This is a genomic window from Anoxynatronum sibiricum (genome assembly GCF_039414295.1).
GTDB classification, from domain to species: Bacteria; Bacillota; Clostridia; order Peptostreptococcales; family Tindalliaceae; genus Anoxynatronum; species Anoxynatronum sibiricum.
Genome location: NZ_JBCITM010000003.1, coordinates 92,354 through 110,657 on the forward strand (window position 1 = coordinate 92,354; position 18,304 = coordinate 110,657).

At 47.6% G+C, this 18,304-nt stretch carries 14 protein-coding genes and 1 tRNA gene; 8 read left to right on the forward strand and 7 right to left on the reverse strand.

From position 1 onward, the window contains the following. The first annotated feature begins 26 nt into the window (after positions 1-26). From AAIG11_RS04140 to AAIG11_RS04155, 4 genes are all read left to right on the forward strand, one after another. On the forward strand, positions 27-1,775 hold the full coding sequence (locus AAIG11_RS04140) for an ABC transporter ATP-binding protein (protein ID WP_343185013.1): 1,749 nt from the start codon (positions 27-29) through the stop codon (positions 1,773-1,775). Next, positions 1,768-2,772 carry an ABC transporter permease gene (locus tag AAIG11_RS04145; protein WP_343185014.1) on the forward strand — a complete coding sequence of 335 codons (1,005 nt, stop codon included), beginning with the start codon at positions 1,768-1,770 and terminating at the stop codon, positions 2,770-2,772. The genes AAIG11_RS04140 and AAIG11_RS04145 overlap by 8 nt, the downstream gene beginning before the upstream one ends. After that, positions 2,769-3,632, forward strand: coding sequence for an ABC transporter permease (locus AAIG11_RS04150; RefSeq protein ID WP_343185015.1), 864 nt, complete (start codon positions 2,769-2,771; stop codon positions 3,630-3,632). Before AAIG11_RS04145 ends, AAIG11_RS04150 begins: the two co-directional genes overlap by 4 nt. Positions 3,633-3,723: 91 nt before the next feature. Then, positions 3,724-4,524: a class I SAM-dependent methyltransferase gene (locus tag AAIG11_RS04155; RefSeq protein WP_343185016.1), complete on the forward strand. Its 801-nt coding sequence runs from the start codon at positions 3,724-3,726 to the stop codon at positions 4,522-4,524. A gap of 203 nt (positions 4,525-4,727) precedes the next feature. Here the strand turns inward: AAIG11_RS04155 and AAIG11_RS04160 are convergent, their stop codons facing one another. The 6 genes from AAIG11_RS04160 to AAIG11_RS04185 all read right to left on the reverse strand — a co-directional run bounded on the left by AAIG11_RS04160 (position 4,728) and on the right by AAIG11_RS04185 (position 10,900). After that, positions 4,728-6,800: a methyl-accepting chemotaxis protein gene (locus tag AAIG11_RS04160; RefSeq protein WP_343185017.1), complete on the reverse strand. Its 2,073-nt coding sequence runs from the start codon at positions 6,798-6,800 to the stop codon at positions 4,728-4,730. A gap of 197 nt (positions 6,801-6,997) precedes the next feature. Beyond that, entirely contained in the window at positions 6,998-8,098 is a 1,101-nt protein-coding gene (locus AAIG11_RS04165) for an NADH:ubiquinone reductase (Na(+)-transporting) subunit F (RefSeq protein ID WP_343185018.1), read from the reverse strand. A 13-nt stretch (positions 8,099-8,111) separates the two neighbouring features. Further along, positions 8,112-8,702: an NADH:ubiquinone reductase (Na(+)-transporting) subunit E gene (locus AAIG11_RS04170; RefSeq protein ID WP_283407689.1), complete on the reverse strand. Its 591-nt coding sequence runs from the start codon at positions 8,700-8,702 to the stop codon at positions 8,112-8,114. Continuing rightward, positions 8,702-9,331, reverse strand: coding sequence for an NADH:ubiquinone reductase (Na(+)-transporting) subunit D (locus AAIG11_RS04175; protein WP_343185019.1), 630 nt, complete (start codon positions 9,329-9,331; stop codon positions 8,702-8,704). The genes AAIG11_RS04170 and AAIG11_RS04175 overlap by 1 nt, the downstream gene beginning before the upstream one ends. Beyond that, positions 9,324-9,941 (reverse strand): RnfABCDGE type electron transport complex subunit G, encoded by a 618-nt coding sequence (locus AAIG11_RS04180; RefSeq protein ID WP_343185020.1) that lies wholly within the window; start codon positions 9,939-9,941, stop codon positions 9,324-9,326. The genes AAIG11_RS04175 and AAIG11_RS04180 overlap by 8 nt, the downstream gene beginning before the upstream one ends. Next, entirely contained in the window at positions 9,938-10,900 is a 963-nt protein-coding gene (locus AAIG11_RS04185; RefSeq protein WP_343185021.1) for an RnfABCDGE type electron transport complex subunit D, read from the reverse strand. The genes AAIG11_RS04180 and AAIG11_RS04185 overlap by 4 nt, the downstream gene beginning before the upstream one ends. 275 nt (positions 10,901-11,175) lie before the next feature. Here AAIG11_RS04185 and AAIG11_RS04190 point away from each other — a divergent pair, with 275 nt between their 5' ends. The 3 genes from AAIG11_RS04190 to AAIG11_RS04200 all read left to right on the forward strand — a co-directional run bounded on the left by AAIG11_RS04190 (position 11,176) and on the right by AAIG11_RS04200 (position 15,583). Beyond that, on the forward strand, positions 11,176-12,162 hold the full coding sequence (locus AAIG11_RS04190) for a YeiH family protein (protein ID WP_343185022.1): 987 nt from the start codon (positions 11,176-11,178) through the stop codon (positions 12,160-12,162). A 250-nt stretch (positions 12,163-12,412) separates the two neighbouring features. Continuing rightward, a complete protein-coding gene (locus AAIG11_RS04195) occupies positions 12,413-12,841 on the forward strand; it encodes a response regulator (protein WP_343185180.1) in 429 nt (142 codons plus the stop codon). 348 nt (positions 12,842-13,189) lie between these two features. Beyond that, positions 13,190-15,583, forward strand: a complete 2,394-nt coding sequence (locus AAIG11_RS04200) for a bifunctional diguanylate cyclase/phosphodiesterase (protein WP_343185023.1) — start codon at positions 13,190-13,192, stop codon at positions 15,581-15,583. Between the two features lie 65 nt (positions 15,584-15,648). On the opposite strand, the gene AAIG11_RS04205 is transcribed toward AAIG11_RS04200, so the two are convergent. Beyond that, positions 15,649-17,646, reverse strand: a complete 1,998-nt coding sequence (locus AAIG11_RS04205; protein ID WP_343185024.1) for a methyl-accepting chemotaxis protein — start codon at positions 17,644-17,646, stop codon at positions 15,649-15,651. 411 nt (positions 17,647-18,057) lie between these two features. Here AAIG11_RS04205 and AAIG11_RS04210 point away from each other — a divergent pair. Next, a tRNA-Val gene (locus AAIG11_RS04210) sits at positions 18,058-18,133 on the forward strand. Positions 18,134-18,304: the final 171 nt, after the last annotated feature.

Consider the following 18,304-nt stretch of genomic DNA (forward strand, 5'->3'; position numbering starts at 1 on the left):
GGCACTTGGAAGTGAGGTGGTCTCTCATGATACACATACAGGAACTGAGCATTCAGTATAACACGCCAACCGGTCAGGTGACGGCGCTGGATCACCTGACCCTTTCGCTGGGGTCTCATGAAAACTGGGGCGTTGCCGGGGAGTCTGGCAGTGGCAAAACCTCACTGGCATTGAGCCTTTTGGGGCTCATTGAACCGCCTCACCAAGTAACCGGAAAGATTCAAACGGCATGGGGAGATCTGAATCATTTTTCTTCCAATAAGCTAAAAAGATGGCGTTGGCGTGAAGTGGCCCTGGTATTTCAGAATGCCCTTGAGATCTTGAACCCTGTGATGCCTGTGGGGCGTCAAGTGACGGAGCCCCTTCGGGAAAGTCAGGGAATATCTTCCCGGGAAGCAGCAGCGGAAGCACGCCGGTTACTGTCTCTTGTAGGTTTGGAAACCCACTGGGAATCTGCCTATCCCCACCAGCTTTCCGGTGGCATGCGCCAGCGGGTGCTGTTGGCCATGGCACTGGCCTGTGAGCCGAAATGGCTGGTGATGGATGAACCCACCAGCTCTCTTGACAGTCTTTCACGCAAGGCTTATTTGTATACCCTTCAGGAACTGCAGCAGTCTCTGGGATTTGCCATGATATTGATCTCCCATGATCTGACTGTCGTTCGGCAGATGACAGATCAAACGCTGATACTTTACGGGGGTCGCGGGGTGGAGCAGGCGCCAACGGCCAGCTTGTTTCGGTCGCCGTCCCACCCCTATTCCGCCGGACTGTTCAACGCCGCCACTGATTTATTTCCCTACAAGGACTTGTGGGGGATTCCGGAGCGGGTGGAAAAAGAAATAACAGATTCCTGCGGTGAGACAGGCGTATCAGATAAAGCCCATGGACCTGACCACGCCGGATGTCTCTTTTTTAAACGCTGTACCCAGTCCCGTATCTCTTGCAGGGAAAAACCACCAATGCTGCAGATGATTGAGGAACAACATCTGGTGGCATGTCATCAGGGTGGTTTGCAAAAAGTACTGGTGGGCCGTCAATTATCCAAAAGCTATCAAATGGGGAGCCGGAAAATAGATGCGCTGCACCCCACCAGCCTCTACCTGCGTCATGGTGAAACCACTGCTTTGGTGGGGCCCTCCGGGTCAGGAAAATCCACCCTGGCAGGGCTGCTGGCCGGGTGGATTTCTGCTGACAACGGGGAGATTTTTTTTCAGGGAGAACCGCTGAAGGGTCGGGAAGCCGCAAGGCGGGAGCAGGGTATTCAACTGGTGCTTCAGGACCCCTTCAGCGCGTTGAGTCACCGACTTACCGTGCGTCAAGCCGTGCTGGAGCCCTTGAAAATCAATGGTATCGGCACGCGAGATACTCAGGAGAAACGTCTTGTTGATGCCATGAAGGCCCTTGGATTAAGAGCAGATGAATCCTTTCTAAACCGGTATTGCAGTTCTCTCAGCGGTGGTCAGTGCCAGCGGGTGGCCATCGCCCGAAGTCTGGTCATGCGTCCCCGGGTGCTCATCGCAGACGAAATCACGGCCATGCTGGATGTCTCCACCCAGGCAAATTTGTTGCGACTCTTGAAAGGACTTCAAAACAGCCAGGGATTCACCTTGCTGCTGGTGACGCATGACCTGAATTTAGCCCGTAAATGTGCTGACCGAATCTGGGTGTTGAGTCAGGGAAAGCTGGTGGAGGAAGGGACTTCCCACGAGGTGCTGGCAGAAAGCCAATATCAGGCTGTGCAAGAGATGATGGAAGCGGGGCTGTCTCATGGATAAAAGGAAAGCTGCCGGGCGGTTACTGACTCTCTGGGTCATTTTGACCTTAAACTTTGCCCTGCCCCGGTTGATGCCGGGAGACCCCTTTTTACATATGAGCGGTGAAAGCGGCGACGTTTTTACCACTTACACCAGAGAACAGGCAGACTACTACCGGCATTATTATGGACTGGATGAGCCATTGATTCGCCAATATGGGCATTATTGGTGGGGAATAATCAAGGGGGATCTGGGTTACAGCTATGCCTTCAAACAGCCCGTCAGCGAAATGATCCGCCGCCGCTTACCCTGGACCCTGCTACTGACCACAGGCGCCCTTCTTGTGAGCCTGGCGGCAGGTACACTGCTGGGAGCCTGGTCTGCATGGAAGGGCAGTCGATGGCAAGACGGTCTCTTTTATACCGGTTTCATGGTGATTTCAGAAATTCCAGCTTTTTTGGTGGGTTTGGCATTGCTGGTCACTCTGGCAGCTGGAAAAAGCTGGTTCCCTTTGTCGGGAGCGAAAACCCATTTTGTGGTGTACGAAAGCTGGTGGCAGCAGATGGGTGATATCGGACGTCACGCCGTTCTCCCCATTCTGACCCTGGGCCTGACCCGAACGGGGGGAATCTACCTGCTGGTACGCAACAGCCTGCGTACCGTTTTGACAAAAGACTATATTCGCACGGCCAAAGCCAAAGGACTGCGGCACCGTATCTTGATGGTGCACCATGCTTTGCGCAATGCCATGATTCCCCTGGTGACTCGGGTGGCCATGCAGTTGGGGACGCTGGTGGGTGGAGCGGTGCTGGCTGAGAATGTCTTTCAGTATCCTGGTCTTGGAACACTGATGAGCCGGGCCGTCACAGCCCGGGATTTTCCACTCTTGCAGGGGGTTTTTCTGGTGATGACTCTGGGAGTACTTTCGGCCAACTGGTTGGCTGATTGGCTTTATCAGCAGGTGGACCCCCGGCTGAAAAACAACCATGCCAGTCGGCAGAAAGGAGAGGCGGCATGAGATGGCAGCTGAGAGGGGCATCCATGAACAATGTGATTCGCTGGTTCACCCTGCCGGGAAAGATTGCTTTACTGGTCTTCTGCCTGCTGGTGTTCATGGCAGTGGCAGCTCCCTGGCTTGCCACCCATTCACCTTATCGTTCGACCGGCCCTGCTTTGTCTCCTCCCAGCCAGGATCACTGGATGGGAACAGATCAACTGGGCCTTGACCTATGGGCCATGATTCTCTACGGAGCACGCACCAGCCTGCTCATCGGCATGGGAACTGCCTTATTCGCAGGGCTGGGTGGCGGCATAGCCGGAATCATTGCCGGCTGGTACGGCGGTTGGATAGACCGGTTGCTGATGAGGCTGGTGGACATCCTCATGGCCATTCCCCGGTTGCCTGCCATGATTGTGCTGGCCGCTTTCTTTGGCGCTGGCATGAAACAAATGGTGCTGGTCTTGTCACTTTTTTCATGGGCGGCACCGGCCCGTACCCTGAAGGGTACCACCCTGAGTCTTAAAGAACAGCCTTATATTCGCATGGCAGCCCATCATGGCGCCGGATTATTGCACATGCTGGGGCGGCATTTGATTCCTGAAATGATGCCGTTGCTGCTGATCAGCATGATCCGTCTTTCAGGACGAGCCATTGTGGCAGAGGCATCCCTGGCCTTTTTGGGGCTGGGAGATCCAACTTCCCGCAGCTGGGGACTGATCATCAACCACGCTGTCAATTTCACGGGAATCTATCTCACCCCATACTGGCAATGGTGGCTCTTTTACCCCTGGCTCTTTATCACCCTTCTGGTTACCAGCCTGGCACTGGTGGGGTGTGATCTGGAAACCCTGGCAGACCCACGAATGCGCTCCAGGTGACAGAATCTTTGGCACCTCAGAATCAGAAATAAATCATATGCAAAAGCAAACCAGAGGTGCAATCAGATGAACAACGAATGGAGGAAACACAATGAACACAGAACAGCAAAAAGCCAGTCAATCCTTCTGGAACAGTCGGGCACATCATTTTGACCAAAAAACAGCGGAACGTTCAGCAGAACGGGAAGCGTTGGTGAGCCGTTTGGAAGCAGGGGGATTGATCAGCAGTGAAAGTCAGGTGCTGGACATTGGCTGTGGACCCGGCACTTATGCAGTGCCATTGGCAGAACGCACCCGGTGGGTTACAGCGCTGGATGTTTCTTCTCAGATGCTTGGGTTTTGCAAAGAACGGGCAGTATTGGCAGGCGTTAAGAATCTCACATTGCTGGAAATGGACTGGCGTGAAACAAACCTGGAAACTCACCAATGGGAAGGTGCCTTTGATTTGGCGATGGCATCCATGTCTCCAGGTGTTCACAATATGGAAACCCTGGATAAATTCATGAAAGCCAGTCGCAAAGCCTGCTATCTCAGTGCCTTCGTCAGAAGGAATGACAGTCTGGGAGATGCACTGCACCGGCATCTTCAAGTGGATTCAAGACCATACGACGGGTTTCCTGCCCCCTATACCAATAAAATTGACTATACAGATCATGTGCTTCAGCAGCAGGGATATTCTTTTTCCCGAAACCATTTTGACCGCCGGTGGGAGCAGTCCATGAGTTTGGAGGAAGCCATTGATCATTACACCAAAAGATTGCTGATGAGCCACTCGTTAACAAAAGAGCAGCACAAGAGCATCGCTGATTTTCTGCAAACACAGGCAGTTGATAATGTAGTGACAGAAATAACCGATGCGACGGTAGGTGAGCTTTTCTGGATAAAAGGCTAATAGAATGGCTGAAGCTACAAATGCCTTACAAGAGATCAATCGCTACCAGCTATCGTTCATAAACACACCTGAACGCCACATGGGACTGATTCTCATGTGGCGTCAGCATCTGACTTTTTAATTGTTTAGTGGATAAAATGATCAAAACATATGCACGGGCCGTAAAAGATGTGTAGATCTGTTCTGGTTCGTAGCAAGCCTCATTACCAGTTGAAGCGATGAATGGCTTTTTGCATATCTTCAGCCATCTGTGCAAGGGACTCACTGGCGTTGGCAATCTCATCCATTGAGGATGCCTGTTCTTCCACGGTAGCCGAAACCTCCTCTGTAACTGCAGCATTTTGCTGAGAAGAAGAGGAGAGGCTTTGTATGATATCAATGATCTGGTTCTTTTTGGCCTCCATTTCCTGACTGGCCTTGGAGATGGTCGCAATACGCGCTTCACTAACAGCGATGGCATCCCGTATTCCTTCGAACTTGGCATCTGTCATTTCAACGCTTTCAGCCTGAGATGTGATGGCTGTGCCAACTTCGTCCATGGTGGTCACTGCCTGTTCGGTTTTCTCAGATAGTTCCTGAATAATTCGTGCAATTTCTTCGGTGAATCGGTTTGATTGTTCTGCCAGCTTTCGAATTTCATCAGCAACCACTGCAAATCCTCTACCGGCTTCACCAGCTCGGGCAGCTTCAATGGCTGCGTTGAGGGCTAAAAGATTGGTCTGTTCGGCAATGTTCTTAATCATACCACTTGCAACGGCAATTTTCTCAGCGCTGGAGTTAGTGGCATGAATCATGGTTCCCACTTCATGGGATGAACTTTTGACCACCCGGGTCTTCTGGTTCAAGTCACCTAACAACATGACACCTTCATCTTTCAACTGTGACACTGCCTGAATGGCATTTTGCAAATCAGACACATGTTTCTGTTCTGCTTCAATCAATCGCCCTAACTCCTGAATATGCCCAGCACCCTTTTCGGTATCTTTGGCTTGGGAACTGGATCCCGAAGCGATTTCTTCGGTGGATTTGGCCACCTCAGTTACAGAAATGACGGTTTGCTCAGTGGTGGCTGTCAACTCTTCAGAAGAAGCTGCCACTTGTTCGGCGTGGTGGGCAATATCATTGACAAGAGCAACAAAATTGTGTTGCATGCGTGACAAAGCTTGGGCAATTATGCCAATTTCATCTTTACGACGGCTGTCTGACTCAATCTGATCAGCTGGGTGTAGCGCTAGCTGATAATTTGAGAAACGATCGATAATAGCGGACAGCCGAATGATCGGTCTGGTGATGGATCGACTAATCAATGCTGTTGCAACTATGGAGATGAGGAGAACAATCAGGCTGAGAAGCAGGATATCACGGCGAAGTGCCTGCATGGCCATGGTCACTTCGCTATGTGGGATGGTTAAGAGCAGTGTCCAGCCCGTTTGTGGAATTTCGGTGAAAAAACCGTAATGACTACCATCAGAGTTACTAAAAGAGAATTGGCCGTGGCTATTGTTGAGAATCAGCTCGCTTTGCTGGGCCAGGTCTGTATCATTATCCTGGCTCAAGGGCTGATTCATTAGTCGTTGGAGATCAGCAGAAGCAATAAAGTTGCCGTTGGCATCCAGTAAATGAGCTTCACCCATGAGGCCAACCTCCAGATTGCGAACAATGTCCTGAAGCACATCAAGCCCCATATCGCCGGTGACCACACCCATGAATTGGCCGCGATCATTATAAAAAGGAGCGGTGGCGGTAATGAAAGTGTAGTCAAGTACTTCATCATAATAGGGTTCGGTCCATACCACCTGATCTTTAAGTCCTTTGGCCATGGTGTACCAGTCTTGGTTAGGGTAGTCATAATCCTCAGTGGCGTACTCTTCGGTGTAGACCAATTGATGATCATCCTTGTAAACATAAGGGCCAAAATAACGGATTTCTGGGTCGTACTGAAAAGGCTCAAACCATACGCCGGCACCCAAAGCAGCCTCATTTATCATGGAAGTGCCTGACAGGAGTGTTTCGTACTGGGCAGCAGTCATGATGACTCCAGCGGCTTCAACAGTTTTGGACAAACTGAGCACCACATTATTGTGGGCAGTAAGGTAGTTTTCAATTTCATGACTGGTGGCCTCCATTTGATGCTCCAGTCGTTCCTGAATTTCCTGTTCCACAATATTTCCAGAAACCCGATAGGTGACCAGGCCAAAGGTGGCGCTGACTAAAAGCATAAGAACTCCGAAGAATAAAATTAGTTTACCGGTGAGGCCATTTGTAAAATGATTCATATAGAAGATCCCTCCTCGCATTGAAAGACGTTATTTGATCATTCGTCAGGATTATACCCTATAAAGGGGCGCTGATTCATCGAGGTGTTGTAAATTGTTCGCAAAATATAAACAGCACACGGGTAGCCAAATGCGTGTGCTGCTTACATAATTCATTGATGTGATAGATAGTCTGTGCGTTTTTTCATGGTTTGCAATTAACCAAACTCATCGTAAAATATTTTCTCTTGAGGAATCTTTTTCTTTTTCAGTTCAATCACAGCTGACTCAATCATGACGGGGCTGCCACACATATAGGCTTCCTGGTTAATACCTTCTTCAATATATGATTGAATCGAATCGGTGACACGACCCCGGTCACCTTCCCATCCAGAATCTTCCGGTTCCCGGGAGAGGACAGGGCGAAAACAAAAATTGGGAATGCTTTTTTCAAATGCTTCCATTTCCTCCGCGCATACCAGATCTTTCTGGGTACGGGCTCCAAAGAAGAAAGTGGCTTTCCGCTGAATCTCTTCATCCTTCATTTGATACAGAATACTGCGAATGGGGGCAATTCCCGTACCGATGGCCACCAGGATAATCTCAGAATCTGAATCCCGGAGATAGAAGTCGCCGAAAGGACCGTTGAAGGAAACCTCGTCTCCCTCAGAAAGATGTTGGTGAACATAAGTGGTTACCAGACCTTCCTCCACATATCCAATGATCAGCTCAATGGCATTTTTTTCCTGAGCAGAGGAAGCGATGGAATATGCCCGGTACACCGATTCTGGATTTCCGGGATAAGGAGGAGCCAGCAACTGAACGTACTGGCCGGCCCTAAAATCAATTTCCTGCCCGTCGGTGATTTTAAAACGCAGCAGCTTAATGGTTTTCGTTTCATCTTTGATGTATTCAACCACAGCCTCATACTTGCGGGCGTTTAAGAGGTCATCGGGAATACTCAGCTTCATATCCTGTTTGACCTTAACCTGACAGGAAAGGCGCATGTGATCGGCCAGTTCATCTTTGGTGAAAAAGGGTGTTTCAGTGGGAAGGACAGGACCGCCGCCTTCCAGAATTTTGCAGGTGCAAAGGCCGCAGGTGCCTTTGCCGCCGCAGGCAGAGGGAAGAAACATCTCCTGCTCGTTCAGGGTGGAAAGCAGCGAACTGCCACCGTCCACCACCAGTTCCTTATCGTTATTAATGACAATTTTGCACTCACCATAGTTGGCGATATACAGATTGGCGAGGGTTAGCACCAATGCCAGGGATCCTGATATGCCGGTGATAATGAGAACTGTTTGGATAATTTCTGCCACAGGAATCCCTCCTTTACTGTACGTTGACGATGCCTGAGAATCCAATGAAAGCCAGTGCCATCAATCCGGTTATGATCAGTGTAATCCCTGCGCCTTCCAAGCCTTTTGGAATGGGGGCGTTTTTAATTTTTTGGCGAATTCCCGCCAGGGCCACAATGGCCAGCGTCCAGCCAAGACCAGAGCCAATACCGAAAGCAGCTGACTGTATCAAGGTGTACTCGCGGATAATCATGAACAGTGATACTCCCAAAATAGCACAATTGACCGTAATCAGCGGTAGAAAAATTCCCAGAGAATAGTACAGCGTCGGCACATAGCGTTCCACAATCATTTCCACCAGCTGCACAAAAGCGGCAATGAGAATGATGAACACAATAAATCGCAGGTATTCCAGACCAAAAGGCACCAGAATATAGTGGTAGATCAGATAATTAATGATGGAGGTGCCGGTCAGCACAAACGTGACGGCCTGCCCCAGTCCCCAGGCAGTTTTAATTTCCCTGGAAACTGCAATGAACGAGCACATACCTAAAAAATTGGCCAGGATCATGTTATTGGTAAAAATGGAAGCCATAAAAATAACAAATGGATTGATATTACCCATTATTGTCCACCTCCTGCCGCCGGTGCTTTACCGTCCTTGGTTGGTATATAGGTGTTGGCCACCCATATGAGAATACCCAACATGAAGAAAGCACCCGGGGGCATAATCATAAATACCCAGTTGACCCAGTTTTCCCCCAGCACATTGATGCCAAAAAGAGAACCAAAGCCAAGTAATTCTCTGAAAAAAGCGATGGTCAGCAACACCAGGCTGTAACCGGCACCAGAGGCAATGCCGTCGATGAAGCTGTCCAGCGGGGGATTGTTCTGAGCATAGACTTCACAACGTCCCATAATAATACAATTGGTGATAATCAAGCCCACATAAGGGCCCAGTGCTTCGCTCATTGCCGGGAAATAGGCTTTCAGAACAATGTCAACAATGATCACATAGGCTGAAATAATAAGCGTTTGAACCATCATGCGGATGTGTTTGGGCGTGTACTTTCGTAAAATGGACACAGTCAGGCTTGAGAGGGAGGTGACGAAAATTAAGCCGATCCCCATGACCAAAGAGTTCATCAGCAGATTGGTCACTGCCAATGCGGAACAGATTCCCAAAATCTGACGGAAAACCGGATTATCTTTCAAAAGTCCCAAGGTGAAAATGTGCTTGATTTTTTTAATCATTGGCAAGCGCCTCCCGGGTTTCTGACATAAAGACAGCCATATTATCGTTGAAAATACGCCTCACTGCATTTGAAGTACCAGTGGCACCAGAAATGGCATCCACCTGCCCATCAGGATTGGGGCGGTAAACCAAGAATTCGCTGCCCGCTTCAGGATCAATCTCAATATTCCGAAACTGTTCCTTAAAAGAAAGCTCGTCGATGCGGCCTCCCAAACCGGGTGTTTCAGAATGGGAAAGAAAATCAATGCCCAGTACTGTTTCAAAATCAGGACTCAAGGCAACAATACCCTGCAACTCGCCCCAAACAGCGCCTCCAACAATGGGAACGATATAGGCAAAAACTTCCCCTTCATCATCCAGCCCTTCATAAATGATTTCGCCATTGACATCAATCTCACGTACATGCTGTTCGTAGAGCGAGTTGATGGCGGATGCTTCCCAGGTATTGGGAAGCAAATCCAACACATACAAAAATGAAGTTTGCTCCGACAATCGCTCGTTTAACCGGATTCTGTCTACGGTGATGGCGTTGATACTGGCCAGAATGGTGGTATAAATCAAGGTGAGTACCACCATGAACAGAATCGGTTTTACCGTAAACTTCTTCATGAGGTCACCTGCTTTCTTTGTTTTTTCAGATACTTAACCCCTTCATCCATAATGGGTACAAAGGTGTTCATAATAAGAATGGCAAAAGAAGCGCCCTCCACGAAAATACCAAAATAACGAATCAGGACGGTGATCATACCGATGAGAATACCGTATACCCACTTGGCTGGAACTGTTTTGGGAGCGGTGGTGGGTTCAGTGACGAAGTAAATACACAGAAAAATGAAAGCGCCTGTGAACATGCCGTACAGTGGATGAGGGATGCCGGCAACGCCTGCCAGATTTAAGATGTAGGTGAAACTCATAAAGCCAATCATGGGAGCTGCCATCAGTTTCCAGTCAGCGGCTTTTTTCAACACTAAATAAGCGCCTCCCAGTAATAGAAGCACAACACTGGTTTCGCCCATGGATCCAAAAGTGTATCCCCAGATCACTTGAGAGAAGGGAAGTGCTTCACCGGCACGGGCCATGGCCAGCGGTGTGGCTTGAGTGAGGGTATCCAGAGGAGGTGCCATATAGCGTACAAAGCCTCCGGGAAAACCCGTGAATACCTCGCTCCATGAAGCAGTCAAAAACTCGGGGAAAGAAATGAAGATGAAAGTTCGACCAACAATGGCCGGATTAAACACATTTCGTCCAAAACCGCCGAAAACTTCCTTTGCAAAAAGAACACCAAAAACAATGCCTACGACGGCTACCCAAAAAGGGGTCGCCACCGGCAACGACAGTGTGAAGAGAACAGAAGTCACTAATACTGCCTCTGACACTTTTGCATTTCTTTTTTTGGCAAATATGTACTCAGTAGCGATTCCTGCTGCGGTGACCACTGCCAACAGCACCAGCAGGCGCAAGCCAAAAAGATAAACAGCTCCCAACCCCACTGGAATCAGACTAATGAGTACTTTCCGCATAATCGGCTGGCGTTGAAAAAAACCGGATGACTTGTTTTGTGCAACCATATGCATGACCTCCAATGAATGTAAATGAGAAATAGTTCTTCTGAGAAACTGAAAAAGGCTTCGATTGGCAAACCTTTTCAATAATTACCCGGAAGCCGAGTCAGCAAACAAAGATTAGAAAATCTGAATATGAAATTTGATTTAAAATTCCAGAAGAGCCATTCCTAATAGAATATTTTCTAAACATCATAAATTGACTTCTTGTTAGGAAGGCTGTAGAATGTATGGGCATTAGATAAAACAAGCAAACGAAATCAAAGGAATGTGAACTGGTGATGACTAATGAACGAAGATATTATCCGGGCATATGGCTTTCTTTAGCAGTGGCATTCCCCGCGTGGATTTTAGGGAAACAGTTTAGCCTTGTGGGAGGGCCTGTTTTTGCGATTTTAGGCGGGGTGTTGATGTCGGTGGTAGTGACAAATAAGCAACATTACGCTCTGGGGTTCTCCTTTGTCTCAAAACGAATGTTGCAGAGTGCGGTCATGTTACTAGGGTTTCAGCTTAATCTGGCGAGTATTTTCCAGGTGGGGCAAGCTTCTATTCTACTCATTTTCACCACCATCGGTACAGCGTTGATCACAGCCTTTATAGGCTATCATCTATTTCATACCGGTTCAAATGAAAGTATACTCATTGGTGTGGGTACTGCCATTTGTGGAGGATCAGCCATTGCAGCCACTGCTCCTGTGATTGGAGCCAGCGATGAGGAAATTGCATCGGCTGTGTCCACTATCTTTCTTTACAATATTGCAGCCGTTCTGATCTTTCCCCCTTTGGGAAGATTGATGCAGATGACAGACGCATCTTTTGGACTATGGGCAGGAACGGCCATCAATGATACTTCTTCTGTGGTGGCGGCAGGACAGATTTGGAGCGAAAATGCACTTAAATCAGCCACGGTGGTAAAACTGGTGCGCACTCTGGCTATTTTGCCAGTGACGTTGGTGCTTGGGTTTCGACAATCGAAACGAAAAGAGGCTGGTAAGCACGTGAAGTTCAGTAAGATATTTCCCTGGTTCATCATGGGGTTTTTGACAGCAGCTCTCATGGTGACTCTTGGAATAGTGCCAGATCGCCTGCAGCTTCAACTGATCAATCTGGGAAAGTTTTTAATCATCATGGCGATGGCGGCCATCGGACTGGGCATAAATGTCACCGAGATATACCGCAGTGGCAAAAAACCATTAACGCTGGGGCTTTTCTGCTGGGGGGCTGTGACGATGATGTCGCTATTGATGCAGTGGTTGTTGCAAATATAGTAGCAGGAGGTTTTGATATATAGCAGGATGATCTTTTGAGGTGGTGAAAAACGTCAATTTCATGATTGGAAATAGGTACCGAAAAGTTGAGTGACATACGTAATGTATATACAAGAGGTGCCTGAGATATTTGCCAATAGCATAGCAGGAGGCTGCCTTTTTGCTTCGAATATGACGTGAATTGGAGTGAAGACAAATGGTCATCTGCCACCAACTTCAACAAACCCTGAGTCACACAGGACCAAATGAAATGGTTGAAAGTGCATTGAACATACTATCGGGCGGTGGCGACAAATTACGAATCCTGGTGGCGGAGGATCATCTCCTAAACCAGATGTTAATGAAACGTATTTTTGAAAAAATGCACATTGATTGTGACTTTGCCAATGATGGGCAGGAAGCCGTGGAAGCTTGCCATAAAAACAATTATGATTTGGTTTTTATGGATATCACCATGCCGTTACGGGATGGTTATGAAGCGACAAAAATGATACGTGGTACTAACCAACGACAGCCATATATTGTCGCATTGACGGCCAATGCAACCAATGAAGATAAGCAGAAGTGTTTTGAAGCAGGCATGAATGAATTTATGCCAAAACCCATATCACTTGAAAAAATTCACATGATGATGGGAAAAATGGCAAAAATCAAAATGGACAAAATGTATGGCGGTTGAATAGCGCATGCATACACCCGTTTCAAAACTAATGAATCAGATTGAAGTAGGCGATAAAAAAAGCAGATGGATTTCGAATCCTGATGATCACCAGGGTTCGAAGTCCATTTGCTTTTTAATTTCACACAATTTGTGTGAAGCGCGATTTACAAGATTCTCTGAAGTGTCAAAAACATTTGCCATACCCGCCATCCTTCGATACAATATAATTCTGATGTTGCCTCGAAAACAGGAGTCATGATAAACGAATGATTAAAACGGGTGCTGTAATTTTTTGCTGGCCGGAACTTGGCCAAAGGCACTGAGGCGACATTTGAAGACCAATTTCAAGAACAAGGAAGTGCATGGATGCATAGCATTAAGTTTAAAATGCTGTTGTTGATGCTGTGTTCGCTGATACTTATATCTGCAACAGCGGTACTGGTATTGGGAAGAGTGGGCAGTGACACGGTGATCAGAGAATCTGAGTCAGTAGTGCGGCATTTAGCTGAAGAGGGGGCTGCAAGAATCTCTTTGGAGATCGCACATTATTTTGAAACGCTCACATTACTGGCTAATCTTGAAGAGGTTCAGAGCATGAAAGTGGAGCGACAAATGGCAGTTCTATCACCCAAGGTAGCAGCTACAAAGTTTCAGTCACTGGCAGTGGTGGAAGCAGATGGATTAGCTCACTATACAGATGGGACCAGGCTGTCAGCTGCCCACCGGCCCTATGTTCAACAGGCGCTGGCAGGTAAAGCTGCCTTATCAGATTTAACCTACAGTCCCAGCACGGGTCAGCCGGTACTGCTGTTGGTTGTGCCCATTGAAACTGTTGACGGAAATCCTGCGGCATTAATGGGACAGCTGGATGGTCATCTCTTGAATGACATGACCCAGGCGGTTATATATGGAGATCGGGGCGTCGCTTATATCATCAATCGAAAAAGTGTCTTTCAGGCCTACCCCCACAATCCCCAAGTGGCGTTTAAAAAAATGAACCTGCAGCAGATCGCAGCTGATTTTCCATCATTAAGCTCTTTTGCTGCTTTTGCGGAAAACGCACTGAGCAATGGCACAGGCGTTGGAACATATACGTCTTCACAAGCAGAGATGTACATGGGCTATGATGCGATTTCTGGAACCGACTGGGTACTTTTCAGCGGATTGGCAGATGACGCCGTTTTTTCAATACTGACAATGTATCGAAACCGCCTCTATCCACCCTTGATTGCGATTCTTTTGATCAGTTTTCTGGGGACTTTATGGTTAGCTGAGCGATTTACAGAGCCAGTGATTCAACTTGAAAGTCTGTTCACACGTGCAGCATCCGGAGATCTAACGGTGAGGGCACAGCCTCGTGGAAAAGATGAGATCAGCCGTGCCGGCCACAGTTTCAACCATATGATGAAGCGCATTAACCAATTGACGTATTATGACTCAGTCACGGGACTGCCCAACAGCCGGGTCATGGAAGATGTCTTTGAAGAGCTTCTAAAGACGACTGATTCTGATCAAACTGTAGTTGATGAAGAGAATATAGATCAGCACACTTTAAAAGCAGCACTCTGGGTGATAGAAGCAGGAAATCTTCATCGGGTGAATGAACAGTTTGGATATCATCAGGGAAACCAAGTCTTCAAGGCAGCAGCGCAGCGGCTTAAAAATCTTTTGACAGATCAGATGACGGTCTATCGGGGTGCCAGTAACGATTTGCTGGTATTATGTTCTGATTATGAAACGGATCAGGAAATGCTGAAAAAGCTTGCTGATACGATTCTCCAGATGGATGAACCATACATGGCCGGAGAAGAACGAATCACCCTGGTGTTTCGGGCTGGTGTGGCTCTTTATCCTGAAAATGGAAGCAACCTTGAAGAACTGTTGAAGAACGCTGGATTTGCAAAGAACTTAGTGCGGCAACAGCCATTGAAACAGGTCATTTTCTTTGATGAAGATATTCGTCACCGTGAACTGGCTGTTCGGCGAATGGAAGAAGACCTGGCCCTTGCGTTGGAGCAAAACCAGCTGCATTTGGTATACCAGCCCATTTATCACCTCGAAACTGGAAGAGTTCGCGGCGCAGAAGCGTTATTGCGCTGGCACCATCCTCAGCAAGGCTACATATCACCCGAGATATTTATTCCTGTCGCTGAACGAACGGGTCTCATAGATACCATTGGCCAGTGGGTGTTGAGAGAAGCTTTTCAACAGACAGCTGAATGGAAGTCAAGTGGTATGGAGAATATGAGAATGTCGGTCAACCTATCAGCGCGTCAGTTTGAATCTCCGCGATTTATCGGTATGGTGCGGCAATTGGCAGAAGAGAATTATGAAATGCCTTCAAAAATTGAGCTTGAGTTAACAGAAAGCACAGTGATTCATCAAGTGGAAGAAAGTGTTGAAAAACTAAAAGAGCTGCGCCATATGGGCTTTAGAATAGCCATCGATGATTTCGGCACAGGTTATTCATCCCTCAGTTATCTGGTGCGATTACCCGTGGATACGCTGAAAATCGATCGTTCTTTTATTATGAACATGGAAGACAGTTCTCAGGCACGTTCAATTGTATCATCCATCATTGCCATGGGAAGATCGCTGCATCTTGAGCTTGTGGCAGAAGGAATTGAAACAGAACAACAACTGGCAATGCTGCGTCAGGAAAATTGTCAGATGGGGCAAGGCTTTTACTTTAGTTCGGCGATGACCGCAGATAAGTTCATACGGCTTGTCAGAAGTCAGATCCAGTTGAAAAGGCCATAGAACTTATGATTCAAGTGGCATAAAAAAAGTCGCCGGGAGGAAAAAACCCGGTGACTTTTCAATCGTTAAAATTTAAAGCGAGCAATTTGTTCCTGCATTTCTTCAGCCAGCTGTGAAAGGGTGTCACTTGACTCTGCAATCTCCGCCATAGCGGCTGTTTGCTCCTCCACAGAGGCAGAAGCTTCTTCAGTGCCGGCAGCGTTTTCTTCAGCAATTGCCGAGAGATTTTCAATCACGCCTATAATTTCATCTTTTTTCCGAGCCATTTGTTCTCCTGAACGGTTCAAATCGGCTATGGCAGTTTGCACTTCCTGAATGGACTGATCAATACCATCGAAACGGTCATTGGTATCATTCATGCGGAGAGCTTGTTTTTCAATGATTTCCCCAACGCGTTTCATGGTGGTGACGGCATGTTCCGTCTGACCGGTGAGTTCACTGATCACTGTGTCAATTTCGCCTGCAAACTGATTTGACTGCTCTGCCAGTTTTCGAATTTCATCTGCCACAACCGCGAAGCCTCTTCCAGCTTCGCCGGCCCTGGCAGACTCAATGGCTGCATTTAAAGCCAATAAATTCGTTTGTTCGGCGATGCTTTTTATCATTGAACTGGCTGACTGGATTTGATTGGCCTGCTCGTGGGTGCGCTGGATGACCTGACTCACATTGTCGGCGGAGCGACTGGTTTCGTCGGTTTGGCTGACCACTTCTTTAAGTGCCTGCATCCCCTCGTCCTTCAATTGTTGCATGGTACCAGCAGATTGATTGAGAGAGGCAATGTGCTTCAGATCTTGTTCAATAATGACTGCCAGCTCATTGACGCGCACTGCGCCTTTTTCGGTATCGCTGGCCTGCTCAGCCGCTCCATTGGCAATTTCTTCGATGGTGCGCGCGACTTCATGAGAAGCAGTCGTGGTCTGCTGGCTGGTGGCGGTTAGTTCTTCTGAAGAAGCGGCAACACTCTGGGCACTTTCGGTAATGCTTTTTATCAGCGACAGCAAGTTTTGCTGCATGGTTTCCAATGAGCGTGAAATAGTTCCAATCTCATCTTTTCGTTTGGCATATTTTTCCAGGTTGTCATCTGTATGAATGCTTAAATCGTAGCCGGCAAACCGGTCCAGCACCGTAGAAAGTCGAATTACCGGTTGGGCGATGGATCGGCCTGTAATAAAAGCAATCACAAAGCCGATAACAGCAAATAGAAGGGTGGCAATAAAAATGGTATAACGCAGCGCATTGAGGCCGGCAAGTGCCTCTGACTGATTGGCGGTATTGACAAGAATCCAGTCGGTGCCAGGAATGGGTGTGAAAGCAGCTGAAGAGTCTACCTGATTAAAGCGATAACTTCCAATCCCTGATTCTTCTGCCAGTATAAAATCACTGAAATCAGCCAATGGCTGATAAATGGGATTCTCTTTGACAGCCTCGCTGGGCGAAAACTGGTCCATCACAAAATCACGGTTGGGATGGGACATGACAACACCCTGGCGATTGACCACGTAGGCATACCCTTCATTTCCGTAACCCATTTGATTGGTCTGTTCGCTGAGAGCATTCCCGTCCTTTCTTCCAATCAGAACGCCTGCTACCCGACCATTGACTTCAATGGGGACGGCCAACATGAGCACGGCCGAATCAGTCACTCGACTGATGATGACATCAGAAATATTCTGCTCGCCTTCGAAAGCACGCTTCACATATGTTCGATCACCAAGTTCAGCAGTGTTATCTCCCAGTACATATGAAGCGACACCATTTGGAGTGACCACGGCCATATCCAAAAATCCCAGACGTTCCACATCGGGTCTTAATGAAGACTGTTGCTCTTCCCAGTTCATCGTGCGGGTTCTGGCCCGGTTGGCAATTTCCTGCAAGACTGCCAAGTCACTGCGCAGTTCAGTGGCGATCACCTGAGACTCTGACCTGACTTCCGACTGGAGTGCCTGTTCAAACTGTTCCATAACGGTGTTGGTGCTCAAATAGAGTGAAACCATACCCAAACATAAAACAAACGCTAAAATCAAACATCCCACAATGAGTGCAATTTTTCTTGCCAAACTCATAGTCACTCCCCCGATCCATTTTGTTATGATGCGCGTTGCTTAAATTGTTAAATATCTAACATCATAAAGCACGATCCCCTGGTGATCTGTGAAGGAACATAAAAATGTGGCAACGAAACAGCGTGCCAAATGATGACTGTTATATATGTCATTATATGTCCTTTTGCAGGGTAAAGCAAGAATTACAAGACGCAGTTCTATCTTTTGTCGAGTATTCATGAACATGTGCAGAAATATTCCATATTCGATGCTGCACTTTGTGTATTCTGTCCAAAATTTAAAAGATCATGATTGGGTTGCAGAACCATTTCAAAAAAACAAAGCAACCAGAAGTGGTCTGGCGAGACAGCACATATTTGGCAGAAGAGTCTTTACACCATCATCTTCATATGTTACAATAACATAGGCCGTGGGGAATTAACTCAGCTGGTAGAGTATCTCCTTGACGTGGAGGAAGCCGTGGGTTCGAGTCCCTCATTCCCCACCACTGCAAAAGCTCACTTCTAAGCATTCTGGAAGTGAGCTTTTGTGCGTTTTTGTTTATCAACTTGTCAATCAATGGCAAATGAATCACGACAAATAAAGCAGTTTCTGGCTTCGTTTTGTATCAATGAGATTGTGGGCGTAGGTGATGAAATCGGTCATACTTTCTCAGTAC